The organism is Ruegeria sp. AWH4_226 (genome assembly GCF_056159225.1).
In genome coordinates this window covers 150,460-162,250 of sequence record NZ_JBSWUU010000002.1, presented here as the reverse complement: position 1 = coordinate 162,250, position 11,791 = coordinate 150,460, and the positions used below count along the sequence as shown (strand labels likewise).

The following is an 11,791-nucleotide window of genomic DNA, read 5'->3' as shown; positions in this document are numbered from 1 at the left end:
AGTTATATTCTCAACAAGAGAGGCGCTCCGATGAAGCTTGAAACATATTTCCCTTATCAGCTTGCATCGACTGCCGAAGCATTTTCACGTCAGCTTGTTCAGGTCTATGGCCGTACTTTCGGTTTATCGCGTGAAGAATGGCGGTTATTGTTCTTGCTGGCCAGTGCCGGTCAGTTGAGCTCACTGCAACTGGCGCAGCGCACCACGTTGGACAAGGTTCAGGTCAGCCGCGCTGCGACTCGACTTGAGAACAAAGGCCTGATTGGCCGTGCTGTCGCGGATACTGACCGGCGCTTGCGCCAGTACACCTGTACCGAGGAGGGAAAATCCCTGTTCAACGAAGTCTTTCCGGCTGTTCAGAGCTGTGCTGACGCGATCCTGGAACACATGAGCGATGACGACATCAGCAAACTCAAAGACGGGCTTCGCGCGCTTCAACGGGCTGTAGTTGATTATGGGCAGGATGAGGTGAAAAAGGACAGTTAGCGCGGGCTACTGTCGGGATGGGCGTTCTGAAAGGCTGGTATCTGCTCCAAACTGTCCATGACGCGAACAGTCTTTGGAAGTCCAGCCAGATCAACACCCCACCGTTGCGCGTTGTAAAGCTGCGGCATCAGGCAAACATCGGCCAGCGTTACACGGTCACCGTAAGAAAATCTGCCGCCCTGAAGCATGGCTTCGTAAGCCATCAACCCTTCACCGATAAAATGCTGCATCCAGCCTTCCATCGTGATCTGTTTTTCTGATTGTTCGACAGCCCATTTCGCAACCCGTAGATTACAAACCGGATGAATCTCCATCGCCACCGCGTAAGACAAAGCGCGCACCTCAGCACGGCTCGCGGGGTTAGACGGCAAAAGGCCAAGGCCTCTGGTCTCATCAATGTATTCGATCTGTGCCAAAGACTGGGTGAAGCTGTGTCCATCTATTTCCAGCACTGGCACAAGGCCCTGAGGATTTCTTGCCAGATGCGCCTCGGAACGCTGCCCGGCATTTAGCAGATCTACGATGACGGTTTCCCAATTCTCCCCGGCGAGGCCAAGGGCGATCCGAACGCGATAGCTGGCCGATGAGCGCCAATAGTCATAAAGTTTGATCATTCAATCTTCCAACAGCAAATCTAGCGCGTCATGCAGGGTCGCCTCGGATGCACCAAGTTTGTCTTCGAGGCTGGATTGAAACGACAGCGCGATTGGGACCAGTTGGCTTAGAAGGTCAGCGCCTTTTTCTGTCAGATTGAGCTTGACCAACCGCCGGTCATTGGGGTCTTCAACCTTTGTAATCAGGCCGCGGGCTTCAAGGCGTGCCGCCGCCCGACTGACCTTGGACTTTTCCAGACTGACCCTTTTCTCGATGTCCCGAACCGACGGGTTTTCCGCATATCCTACATTCACAAGAACGCGCCATTCGGGGTTCGAAATGCCAAATTCGTGCTTATAGTGCTGCGCCATTTCCGCGCTTAAACGCGCGGCCAAAACAGTAAACCGGTACGGCAAAAACCGTTCCAAATCGAATTCTGGCAAGTCTTTTGGGCTCATGCATCGAGGTCCTTTCGATGTTATTGAAGTCAGATTTTCGTTGCATCTGCAACAAAAATATTGACAACGTTGCAAATGCAACAAATATTTACCGCAAGCTCAAAATCTACCGAATCGAGTGAGTGGGAGATCCAGATGAATGAACTCGTGAAACACAGCGGATTGACTGTCGCCGATGATGGGAACGCTATCTCCAAGGGCTACATGCCCGGTTGGGCAAATGATTTTGAGACCGAGGCCCTGCCCGGCGCATTGCCAATCGGAATGAACAGCCCGCAAAGATGTAACTATGGCCTTTATGGCGAACAACTCAGCGGTACGGCCTTCACCGCCAATCCGCCCGAGCGCACCTGGTGCTATCGCATTCGCCCATCGGTCAAGCATTCGCACCGTTACGAAAAGATCGACCTGCCCTATTGGAAATCGGCTCCCTGTATTGACCCGGACGTCATTTCTTTGGGTCAGTACCGGTGGGACCCGGTAGAACACACAGATAAGCCGCTGACCTGGGTGACAGGCATGCGCACAATGACCACGGCAGGCGATGTGAACACGCAGGTGGGCATGGCCAGCCATGTGTATCTGGTCAACACGTCTATGGTGGACGACTATTTCTTCTCGGCCGATTCAGAGCTGCTGGTGGTTCCGCAGGAAGGCCGCCTGCGCTTTGCGACCGAGCTGGGGATTATTGACGTAGAACCGAAAGAGATAGCGATCATCCCTCGCGGCCTTGTGTACCGGGTCGAGGTGCTGGAAGGTCCCTGTCGTGGTTTTGTCTGCGAGAACTACGGCCAGAAATTCGAACTTCCCGGTCGCGGTCCGATCGGGGCCAACTGCATGGCCAACCCGCGCGATTTCAAGGCTCCGGTGGCTGCGTATGAAGACCGCGAAGTCCCCTCGACCGTGACAATGAAGTGGTGCGGCCAGTTCCACGTCACCAAGATCAATCAAAGCCCGCTGGACGTCGTGGCCTGGCACGGCAACTACGCGCCGTACAAATACGATCTGCGTGCCTATTGCCCGGTCGGAGCGATCCTTTTTGACCATCCGGACCCGTCGATCTTTACCGTCCTCACCGCGCCTTCGGGCCATCCCGGCACAGCCAATATTGACTTTGTCCTGTTTCGTGAGCGCTGGATGGTGATGGAAGACACGTTCCGCCCGCCATGGTACCACAAGAACATTATGTCCGAGTTGATGGGCAATATATACGGCCAGTATGACGCGAAACCTCAGGGCTTCGTTCCGGGCGGTATGAGCCTTCACAACATGATGCTTCCACATGGGCCGGATAAAGAAGCCTTTGAGAAGGCATCAAATGCCAATCTAGGGCCGGACAAGCTCGACAACACCATGTCGTTCATGTTCGAAACCCGCTTCCCGCAGCACCTCACCGGGTTTGCCGCGAAAGAGGCGCCGCTTCAGGACGATTACATCGATTGCTGGACGGATATTGAAAAGAAATTCGACGGCACGCCCGGAAAGAAGTGATGCAACACGACGGCATCAACGAGTCCCGCTCTCGTGCTAAAAGTCAGGAAATATAATGCCTTTGATGAAATCCTGGGTGACCTCAGCCAATGATGAAGCCCATCCCTTTCCTCTTAACAACCTGCCCTATGGGGTGTTTTCGACCGAACGTGCTGAGCCGCGTTGCGGTGTGGCCATTGGCGACATGATCCTGGACGTCTGCGCCGCCGAGGCCGAAGGTCTGATTGCGCTGAGCGACGAACCCCTGTTCGATCTGCCCTTCTGGAACCCGTTAATGGAAGAAGGCCCGGCTGTCTGGACCGCCTTGCGAGACCGGCTGACAAGTCTCTTGGCCGACGGCTCGGAAGACCAAACTAAAGTTGAGCCCTTGCTTGTCGCACAAGACGATGCCGATATGCATATGCCTTTTGCAGTCAGCGAATACACCGATTTCTATGCGGGTCGTCATCACGCCCAGAATGTCGGCACAATGTTTCGCGGTCCAGAAAACGCGCTGCCACCAAACTGGCTGCATATCCCGATCGGTTACAACGGGCGTGCCTCATCGGTGGTAGTCTCGGATACGGATATTCGCCGGCCTTGGGGTCAGTTGAAGGGACCGAACGACACCTTGCCCCGATTTGCTCCGTCGAAACGGTTCGACATTGAACTTGAGATGGGCGCAATCGTGGGCACCCCGTCTGATGGTCCGATTTCGGTGCAAGAGGCGGATAATAACATCTTTGGCTACGTGCTGCTGAACGACTGGTCCGCCCGTGACATTCAGGCCTGGGAATATCAACCACTGGGGCCGTTTCAGGCCAAGGCCACCGCGACTTCAATCAGCCCCTGGATCGTGACCAAAGCTGCGCTTGAGCCATTCCGCTGCGACACCCCTGCGCGGGAGTTCGAATTGCTGGACCACCTGAAGGATTGCGGTCCGATGCTGTATGACATCGACCTGTCGATCACGCTGGCCCCCAAGGACAAGGCGGCCACAACCATTGCCCGGACCAATTATAATGAGATGTATTATTCGGCGGCACAGCAATTGGCCCATCACAGCACATCCGGCTGCCCGATGAACACCGGCGATCTGCTGGGCTCCGGCACGATTTCCGGCCCAGAAAAGCAGAACCGCGGCTCCCTTCTGGAACTCAGCTGGGGAGGTAAGGAGCCAATTACACTCGATACTGGTGAAACCCGCAGCTTCATCGAAGACGGCGATACCCTGACCCTGTCAGGCGCAGCCAAAGGCGATGGCTACACAATCGGGTTCGGTGACTGCACAGGGCAGGTTCTGCCGGCGCTCGACGATCCATACGGCAGATGACGGTCTGATCATACGCGTTTCAAGAATACCCACGCCGGAGGCTTCGCGATCCAACCACCGGCGCAACGTCAGAAGGATAAAACCACATGGCCAAGGCATTTGCGTCGCAAGGCGACCTGACCGAAAAGAAAATCACCTTTGATGAGATCGGCGATGGCCTGTGGGCCTTCACCGCCGAAGGCGACCCGAATTCGGGTGTCATCATCGGCGATGACAGCGTCATGATTGTCGAAGCTCAGGCCACCCCACGTCTGGCAAATAAAGTGATCGACAAGGTGCGCGAGGTCACAGACAAGCCGATCAGCCACCTGGTGCTGACCCACTACCACGCAGTGCGCGTTCTGGGGGCCTCGGCCTACAACGCACCGCAAGTGATCATGTCCGATGTTGCCCGTTCGATGGTGGTAGAGCGCGGGCAGGAAGACTGGGACAGCGAGTTTCAACGCTTCCCGCGCCTATTTGAGGGCCATGAAAGCATTCCGGGTCTGACCTACCCGACCACCACCTTCAGCGACAGCATGACCGTCTATCTCGGCAACCGCCGCGTCGACATCAAACAGATTGGCCGCGCCCATACGGCAGGCGATGCAGTGATCCATGTGCCCGACCAGAATGTTATGTTTACCGGCGACATCGTCGAGGACCATTCGGCCTGCTATTGCGGCGACGGTTACTTTTCGGATTGGGGTCAGACGCTGGACAATATCAAAGCCTATGATGTCGACGCCATTGCCCCGGGTCGCGGCGGTGCGCTGATCGGCAAAGAGGCGGTCGAGCGCGCGATCGAAAGCACCCGCGACTTCGTCAACTCAACCTATGAGCCCGCAAAGAAGGTGGCCATGAAAGGCGGTAGCCTGAAAGACGCCTGGGACGCCGTCCGCGATGCCTGCGACCCCAAGTTCAAAGACTACGCCATCTACGAACACTGCCTGCCATTTAACGTCTCGCGCGCATATGACGAAGCCCGCGGCATCTGGCACCCACGCATCTGGACCGACAAACGGGATCTCGAAATGTGGGAACAACTGCAAGGGTGATCTCAGATCATCTCAGCCATATTCTGCAAGGTAGGTACGACGATGTTTCAAGACCGATATTCCCTCGCCTTCAAGCTTTACCCTTATGAAAAGTCCAAGGACCAGGACAAGCCTGATGCGGTGCGACACCCGGTCGTCATCGTTGGCGGTGGCCCTATCGGTCTGGCCACAGCGCTTGATCTGGGTCGGCAGGGCATCCCGGCATTGGTTCTGGACGACCACGAAGGAATAGGGATGGGCAGCCGTGCCATCTGCTTTGCCAAGCGGACGCTGGAAATCGCAGACCGCTATGGTTGCGGCGCACCTATGCTGGACAAAGGGGTGGTCTGGAACGTCGGAAAAGTATTTCAGAATGACCGGCAGGTTTACGAATTCAACCTGTTGCCAGAGTCCGGCCATCGCAACCCTGCATTCATAAACCTTCAGCAGCCATACTTTGAAAAGTTCATTTTCGACGCCATCTGCACTGAACAGGAACAAGGCGCGCCAATTGAGATCCGTGGCAAGAACCGGGTCGATGCCATAGATGTGAAAGACGACCATGTCGTATTGTCCGTCGAAACCCCGGACGGGCAATACCAGGTTGAAGCTGACTGGATGATTGCCTGCGATGGCGCTGGTTCTCCAACGCGTGACATGCTTGGTCTGGGCTTTGAAGGTCGTGTGTTTCAGGACAGTTTTCTGATTGCCGACATCAAGATGAAGAGTACCGAGTTCCCGACAGAACGCTGGTTCTGGTTCGAACCATACTTCAAATCCGGCGCCTCGACCCTTCTGCACAAACAACCCGACGACGTGTGGCGCGTTGACTTCCAGATCGGCTGGGATGTCGACCGCAAAGAGGAACTGAAAGAGGAAAACATCCGCAGGCGATTAGATGCGATGCTGGGTGATGATGTTGACTATGAAATGGTCTGGTCGTCCATTTACACCTTCCAGTGCCGCCGCATGGACAAGTTCCGCCACGGCCGCGTTTTGTTCGCGGGTGATGCCGCGCATCAGGTGTCGCCCTTCGGTGCGCGCGGCGCGAATTCCGGGCTTCAGGACGTCGATAACCTTGGTTGGAAGCTTGGCCTTGTGATCTTAGGCATAGCCCCGGAAAGTCTGCTGGACACCTATGATGACGAACGGATTTACGGCGCGGATGAAAACATCCTGAATTCGACCCGATCCACCGATTTCATCACTCCGAAATCAAAGGTGAGCAAGAATTTTCGGGATGCTGTCCTCAATCTGGCAGAACGCTATACGTTTGCGCGGCCTCTGGTGAATTCGGGTCGTTTATCAGTGCCTTGCACCTATGATCACTCGCCATTGAATGGTACAGACGATCTTCCCGGAGGTCCTGTTGCGTCCCGGATGGGGTCTCCGTGCAAAGACGCGCCGGTTGGTGATGGCTTCCTGCTTGATCAGCTTGGAAATGACTTTGTAATTTTGGCGATCAACACCGATGTCCCGCACAGCGTCGATATCGACGGGATCAAAGTCAGAAGCGTAACCCTGAACACCTCGGATGATCCTACCGGCGCATTGACGGAACGATATCTTGGTTCGGAAAGCCAGGCGGTCTACCTTGTCCGCCCTGATCAGCATGTCACGGCGCGTTGGCGTGAATACGACGAGGATGCACTGCGTTCAGCAGTCCGGAAAGCCTGCGGAAAGGAATAAGCCGATGCCCCTGATTACTGAACCCAACCTGTATTCACCGGATGATTTTTACGCAGATCTCATTGCCGCGCATGAGGGGTTGTCGGATGAGGAAAGCGAGGCGCTGAACTCTCGTCTCATTCTCATCCTGTCCAATCACATCGGAGAGCGGGAAACACTGAAACAGGCGCTGGAGGCTGCAAAGAAAAGCTGACCTCTTTTCGATTTACCCGTCAATTTTCGCGCAGAAACACCCCGAAGCCCAAGGGTAGGAAAGCAACGCCTGTTTGTATGTCTTGCGCAATCGGGCCTGTCGTCTCAACCTGCGGACCGGCCCGACTCCTATCTGTTCATACGTTCTGTTCGGGCGTTTTCATTCCCAAGCTCTTCAGCGTTTCAGCCATTGTCTGGCTCCAGCGATCTCGCAAGGAACTGTTTTTATTCCGCCGCAGGCCAAGCGATTTCAAAAACTCGAACCGTTTCGGATCGTCGCCCCCGAAAGACACTGCGACGCGGGGCCACCAATAGTCCACCGAGTCCTGCATATGCTGGTCTTCGCCCCGTTCGATTAGCTTCGTCGCGCCTTCCAAGGCCAAATCGCCGTGGTGCGCTTCGCTTGGGGCAATCGAACGGAAGGCTTCGGCCAGGGACTGATAGGAAATCGTTGAGTACTCGGCCAATTGTTCAGCTACGGCTCGGCTCATGAGAAGGTTCATAATCACAGCGTCCGTCCAGCCCGAGAAAGGATAGTTGAATACGGCCAAACGCATGTCATGCTCAGAACGTGTCGCTCCGATATCCGCGTCGCGGCCTAGGCGCGCCGTCCAGGGATGATGGTTTGCGTAGCGGTCCGTGTCGGCTCCGAACTCTCCCATGATGTTCAGAACACGGTGCGCGTGGTCCGTTTTCTCAAGCACGATCTTGGCCGCAGCGATACGTTCCTTGATGCCCGGCCCAAGATTTATGATGTCAGCAAAGCCTGCAGCCCCGGCCAGTTCGCTGTCTACAAAAGTTGCCATCAGTTTCATCAGCTCAGCGCGATAACGCGGCGGTACATTCGACGGGTTGGTCAGCACGCCACCTGCGGCAAGATAGCTGTCGAGGGTCATTGTGTCGGTCATGTCAGCCTCCCCTTTATTGATCGTAATCCACGACCACGCGGTCTGTTACGGGATAGGCCTGGCAGCTTAGAACATAGCCTTTCTCAACTTCGTAGTCTTCAAGCGCGTGATTAGCGATCATCTCGACCTCTCCTTCCAGTACTTTACAGCGGCAGGTCGAACACACACCCGCCTTGCAGGCATAGGGGGCATCCATCGCATTTTCCAAAGCGGCATCCAGAATGGACAGGTTCTTGGGAATTGTCAGCGTCTGTGTGGACCCATCCAGCGTAATGGATGCACTGGTCTGATTGTCTTTCCTGTCAGCATCTGCAGAATTTATCTTGCGTTTTGCGCGGCCTGGCTGAGCGCTGGCAAAGAGTTCAAATTTGATCTGACTGTCATCCAGCCCGTGTTCGCGCAGCGCCGCGGCAATGCCCAGCATCATCGGCTCGGGGCCACAGATAAAGGCCGTGTCGACGTTGTCGATGTCGATCCAGTGCTTAAACAGCTCTGCGCATTTCTCCTGTGTGACCAACCCGGTAAAAAGGTCGATGTCCTGCGCGTCAGCCTCAAGAATATGGATCACATTGAAACGACCCATGTAGAGGTTCTTGAGGTCCTCCAGTTCTTCCCGGAACATGATCGTGTTGATGCCTTTGTTGGCATAGATCAGCGTAAACTGCGATTGGGGTTCCCGCGCGAGCGTCGTTTTGAGGATCGACAAAACAGGTGTGACACCCGAACCTCCTGCAAAACCAAGATATTTCTTTTCGGCGCTCGCATCGATCGGAGCGTGAAAGCTGCCCATCGGCGGCATGGCCTGTACAATATCTCCGACGCTCAGTTCTGTGTTTGCCCAGCCTGAGAACGCCCCGCCCTCGACCCGCTTGATGCCGACCTGCAATACGCCATCGTCTTTGCCTGCACAGATCGAGTAGGACCGGCGCAGTTCCTCGCCATCAAAATCGCGGCGGAAAGTCAGGTATTGACCAGCGGTGAAATCAAATTCCTCCGCCGCACCGTTCACGGGCTCCAACGTCAAAACCACCGCATCACGGATCGTTTTGTGGATATCGGTGACTTTCAGGTCGTGAAAACGTGCCATCCGGTGCTCCTCCTCAGATGCACTTGAAATAGTCGAAAGGTTCAAGACAGTCGGTACACCGCCAGTGCGCCTTGCACGGGGTCGAGCCAAACTGGCTGACCTTCTCAACCGCCTTGCTGCCGCAATGTGGGCAACGTTCCGGGCCGCCCGCCGGTTGCGGAGGGGCGATGCCATATTCTTCAAGCCGTGCGCGGCCTTTTTCACTGAGCCAATCGGTCGTCCATGCGGGTGAGATACTGGTTTCGATCCGCAGATCCTTTATCCCGTGATCCCGCAGCGCCGTTTCGATGTCCATGCTGATGATGGATGTCGCCGGACAGCCGGAATAGGTCGGTGTGACCGTCACCTTCAATGTGCCACCATCCCAGCAGACATCGCGCACAATACCCAAATCAACCACTGAAATGACCGGAATTTCGGGGTCCGGAACGGCATCCAGCCACTCCCAAATCTGGTCTGTCGGCACCTGGTTCATTTTGGCTTACCAGCTTGCGCCGGGATAGGCGCGTTGCAGCCACTGCATCTGCGTTAGCAAGTGCCCCAGATGTTCAGTATGCATCTTCCCGTTGCGCCCGCCCTTGTGCGCAAATTCGCTTTCCGGGATTGTCAGCGTTGCATCCGCCAATACCCGCTGGACCAAAGCGTCAAACTCGGCGCGCAGATCGGTGGGGTTAGGCGCGATGCCTGCCTTTGCCATCTCGGCGTCGATCTCGTCGCTGGCGAACATCTCACCAACGTAAGGCCACAGGTAGTCCAGCGCCGCTTGCATCCGATCATGGCTTTCAGCTGTTCCGTCGCCCAATCCGACAACCGTATCGCTTGAGCGTTCCAGGTGATACGCAACCTCTTTGCTGGCCTTGGCCGCGATTGCTGCAACGCGTTCGTCTGACGATTTGATCAGACGCCCCAGCATGATCGAGTGCCACGCATCAAACAGGAACTGACGCATCATGGTCCGGCCGAAATCTTCGTTCGGAACCTCGACCATCAGCACGTTGCGGAAATCCCAGGCATCGCGCAGGAACGCCAGATCATCTGCGCTTTTGCCACCATCTACTTCACCGGCAAGGCCCAACCACATTTGGGTTTGGCCGATCAGGTCCAGCGCGGTGTTGGCCAGCGCAATATCTTCTTCAAGTACAGGCGCATGGCCGCACCACTCACTCACGCGGTGACCAAGGATGAGCGTGTTGTCACCCATTCTCAGCAGAAACTGCTGGAAAGCTTCGTCGCAGGTCATCACATCGCCCCCACTTCGTCGGGGATGTCAAAAAATGTCGGGTGACGATACACCTTGCTTTCGCTGGGCTCATATAGCGGGCCTTTGTCACTGGGAGACGAGGCCGAGATGTTGTTGGCTTCGACCACCCAGATCGATACGCCTTCGTTGCGACGCGTATACACATCGCGCGCATTCTTGATCGCCATTTCCGCGTCTGGGGCGTGCAGCGAACCGACATGACGGTGGCTCATGCCATGCTGACCGCGGATAAAGATTTCCCATAGGGGCCATTCGTTTTTCATCGGGTTTCCTCCTCAGGTCAGGCTTATTCAGCAGCCAGATGGCGGGCACGTTTCTTCTTTGCGTGGGCCAGTAATCCATCGCGGACCCACTGCCCGTCGTCCCAGGCCTTGTTCCGCGCGGTTAAACGATCCGTGTTGCAAGGACCGTTGCCTTTGATGACGTCAAAAAACTCGGACCAGTCCGGTTCTGAGAAATCGTAATGGCCGCGGTCTTCGTTCCATTTCAGGTCCGGGTCGGGTACGGTCAATCCAAGGTATTCGGCCTGCGGCACAGTCTGATCGACGAATTTCTGACGCAGCTCATCATTGGTGTTCATCTTGATCTTCCACGCCATGGATTGGGTCGAATGGACCGAGTCCTTGTCGGACGGTCCGAACATCATCAGCGACGGGTACCAGAACCGGTTCAACGCATCTTGTGCCATCTTCTTCTGCTCTGGCGTGCCTTCGGCCATCTTGCGAATGGCATCGTATCCCTGACGCTGGTGAAAGCTTTCTTCCTTGCAGATCCTGATCATGGCGCGTGAGTACGGCCCGTAAGAGGTCCGCTGCAGCGGGACCTGGTTCATGATCGCGGCGCCATCGACCAGCCACCCGACTGCGCCGATATCGGCCCAGTTCAGTGTGGGATAGTTGAAGATCGACGAGTATTTCATCCGACCGTCTAACAGCATCTCGGTCAACTCGTCCCGGCTGACACCCAGTGTTTCCGCTGCGCAGTAGAGGTACAGCCCGTGGCCGGCCTCATCCTGAACCTTGGCCAGCAGGATCGCCTTGCGTTCCAGCGTCGGCGCGCGCGTAATCCAGTTGCCTTCGGGCAGTTGTCCGACAATCTCGGAATGAGCGTGCTGACCGATCTGGCGGATCAGGGTCTTGCGATAGCCTTGTGGCATCCAATCTTTCGGCTCAATCTTGATGTCCGCGTCAATCTTTGCCTGAAATTCGGCAAGCTTTTCGGGGTCATCATTCGTGGCCTCGGACTTAACCATTTGTGCGTACATCGTATTTCCTCCTCTCAGGCTGAGCCAGAATTG

General features: G+C 55.8%; 14 protein-coding genes. 6 read left to right on the top strand and 8 right to left on the bottom strand.

Translation table 11 applies throughout. The annotated features are described in order from the left end of the window. Positions 1-30 precede the first annotated feature (30 nt). The gene (locus ACXAET_RS16215) at positions 31-486 is read left to right on the top strand and encodes a MarR family winged helix-turn-helix transcriptional regulator (RefSeq protein WP_475187484.1); all 456 of its coding nucleotides are present in this window, start codon (positions 31-33) and stop codon (positions 484-486) included. Here the strand turns inward: ACXAET_RS16215 and maiA are convergent. Then, a complete protein-coding gene (gene maiA, locus ACXAET_RS16210) occupies positions 483-1,100 on the bottom strand; it encodes a maleylacetoacetate isomerase (protein ID WP_475187483.1) in 618 nt (205 codons plus the stop codon). The two genes, ACXAET_RS16215 and maiA, sit on opposite strands and share 4 nt — an antisense overlap. Then, the gene (locus tag ACXAET_RS16205) at positions 1,101-1,538 is read right to left on the bottom strand and encodes a MarR family winged helix-turn-helix transcriptional regulator (RefSeq protein WP_475187481.1); all 438 of its coding nucleotides are present in this window, start codon (positions 1,536-1,538) and stop codon (positions 1,101-1,103) included. A 135-nt stretch (positions 1,539-1,673) separates the two neighbouring features. On the opposite strand from ACXAET_RS16205, the gene hmgA reads away from it, so the two are divergent. The 5 genes from hmgA to ACXAET_RS16180 all read left to right on the top strand — a co-directional run bounded on the left by hmgA (position 1,674) and on the right by ACXAET_RS16180 (position 7,239). Next, entirely contained in the window at positions 1,674-3,029 is a 1,356-nt protein-coding gene (hmgA, locus tag ACXAET_RS16200) for a homogentisate 1,2-dioxygenase (protein WP_475187480.1), read from the top strand. 55 nt (positions 3,030-3,084) lie between these two features. Continuing rightward, positions 3,085-4,341 (top strand): fumarylacetoacetase, encoded by a 1,257-nt coding sequence (gene fahA / locus ACXAET_RS16195; RefSeq protein ID WP_475187478.1) that lies wholly within the window; start codon positions 3,085-3,087, stop codon positions 4,339-4,341. Between the two features lie 86 nt (positions 4,342-4,427). Continuing rightward, a complete protein-coding gene (locus ACXAET_RS16190; RefSeq protein WP_475187477.1) occupies positions 4,428-5,378 on the top strand; it encodes an MBL fold metallo-hydrolase in 951 nt (316 codons plus the stop codon). A gap of 42 nt (positions 5,379-5,420) precedes the next feature. After that, on the top strand, positions 5,421-7,046 hold the full coding sequence (locus tag ACXAET_RS16185; protein WP_475187475.1) for an FAD-dependent oxidoreductase: 1,626 nt from the start codon (positions 5,421-5,423) through the stop codon (positions 7,044-7,046). A 4-nt stretch (positions 7,047-7,050) separates the two neighbouring features. Beyond that, positions 7,051-7,239: a DUF2783 domain-containing protein gene (locus ACXAET_RS16180; protein WP_068332935.1), complete on the top strand. Its 189-nt coding sequence runs from the start codon at positions 7,051-7,053 to the stop codon at positions 7,237-7,239. A 136-nt stretch (positions 7,240-7,375) separates the two neighbouring features. Here the strand turns inward: ACXAET_RS16180 and ACXAET_RS16175 are convergent, their stop codons facing one another. From ACXAET_RS16175 to paaA, 6 genes are read right to left on the bottom strand one after another with little or no spacing between them, the layout of a single operon-like run. Beyond that, positions 7,376-8,146 carry a Phenylacetic acid catabolic protein gene (locus tag ACXAET_RS16175; protein WP_475187472.1) on the bottom strand — a complete coding sequence of 257 codons (771 nt, stop codon included), beginning with the start codon at positions 8,144-8,146 and terminating at the stop codon, positions 7,376-7,378. Positions 8,147-8,159: 13 nt separating this feature from the next. Next, positions 8,160-9,233: a 2Fe-2S iron-sulfur cluster-binding protein gene (locus ACXAET_RS16170; RefSeq protein WP_475187469.1), complete on the bottom strand. Its 1,074-nt coding sequence runs from the start codon at positions 9,231-9,233 to the stop codon at positions 8,160-8,162. A gap of 13 nt (positions 9,234-9,246) precedes the next feature. After that, the gene (gene paaD / locus ACXAET_RS16165) at positions 9,247-9,708 is read right to left on the bottom strand and encodes a 1,2-phenylacetyl-CoA epoxidase subunit PaaD (RefSeq protein ID WP_224889934.1); all 462 of its coding nucleotides are present in this window, start codon (positions 9,706-9,708) and stop codon (positions 9,247-9,249) included. A 6-nt stretch (positions 9,709-9,714) separates the two neighbouring features. Continuing rightward, positions 9,715-10,473: a 1,2-phenylacetyl-CoA epoxidase subunit PaaC gene (paaC, locus tag ACXAET_RS16160; RefSeq protein WP_475187466.1), complete on the bottom strand. Its 759-nt coding sequence runs from the start codon at positions 10,471-10,473 to the stop codon at positions 9,715-9,717. Next, on the bottom strand, positions 10,473-10,757 hold the full coding sequence (gene paaB / locus ACXAET_RS16155) for a 1,2-phenylacetyl-CoA epoxidase subunit PaaB (protein ID WP_039130972.1): 285 nt from the start codon (positions 10,755-10,757) through the stop codon (positions 10,473-10,475). Before paaB ends, paaC begins: the two co-directional genes overlap by 1 nt. Before the next feature lie 23 nt (positions 10,758-10,780). Further along, a complete protein-coding gene (gene paaA / locus ACXAET_RS16150) occupies positions 10,781-11,758 on the bottom strand; it encodes a 1,2-phenylacetyl-CoA epoxidase subunit PaaA (RefSeq protein WP_475187463.1) in 978 nt (325 codons plus the stop codon). Positions 11,759-11,791 lie beyond the last annotated feature (33 nt).

Excerpts from the sequence above, each read along its gene's own strand:
- ACXAET_RS16215 (WP_475187484.1), top strand. The coding sequence starts at position 31 with ATGAAGCTTGAAACATATTTCCCTTATCAGCTTGCATCGACTGCCGAA.
- maiA (WP_475187483.1), bottom strand. The coding sequence starts at position 1,100 with ATGATCAAACTTTATGACTATTGGCGCTCATCGGCCAGCTATCGCGTT.
- ACXAET_RS16205 (WP_475187481.1), bottom strand. The coding sequence starts at position 1,538 with ATGAGCCCAAAAGACTTGCCAGAATTCGATTTGGAACGGTTTTTGCCG.
- hmgA (WP_475187480.1), top strand. The coding sequence starts at position 1,674 with ATGAATGAACTCGTGAAACACAGCGGATTGACTGTCGCCGATGATGGG.
- fahA (WP_475187478.1), top strand. The coding sequence starts at position 3,085 with ATGCCTTTGATGAAATCCTGGGTGACCTCAGCCAATGATGAAGCCCAT.
- ACXAET_RS16190 (WP_475187477.1), top strand. The coding sequence starts at position 4,428 with ATGGCCAAGGCATTTGCGTCGCAAGGCGACCTGACCGAAAAGAAAATC.
- ACXAET_RS16185 (WP_475187475.1), top strand. The coding sequence starts at position 5,421 with ATGTTTCAAGACCGATATTCCCTCGCCTTCAAGCTTTACCCTTATGAA.
- ACXAET_RS16180 (WP_068332935.1), top strand. The coding sequence starts at position 7,051 with ATGCCCCTGATTACTGAACCCAACCTGTATTCACCGGATGATTTTTAC.
- ACXAET_RS16175 (WP_475187472.1), bottom strand. The coding sequence starts at position 8,146 with ATGACCGACACAATGACCCTCGACAGCTATCTTGCCGCAGGTGGCGTG.
- ACXAET_RS16170 (WP_475187469.1), bottom strand. The coding sequence starts at position 9,233 with ATGGCACGTTTTCACGACCTGAAAGTCACCGATATCCACAAAACGATC.
- paaD (WP_224889934.1), bottom strand. The coding sequence starts at position 9,708 with ATGAACCAGGTGCCGACAGACCAGATTTGGGAGTGGCTGGATGCCGTT.
- paaC (WP_475187466.1), bottom strand. The coding sequence starts at position 10,473 with ATGACCTGCGACGAAGCTTTCCAGCAGTTTCTGCTGAGAATGGGTGAC.
- paaB (WP_039130972.1), bottom strand. The coding sequence starts at position 10,757 with ATGAAAAACGAATGGCCCCTATGGGAAATCTTTATCCGCGGTCAGCAT.
- paaA (WP_475187463.1), bottom strand. The coding sequence starts at position 11,758 with ATGTACGCACAAATGGTTAAGTCCGAGGCCACGAATGATGACCCCGAA.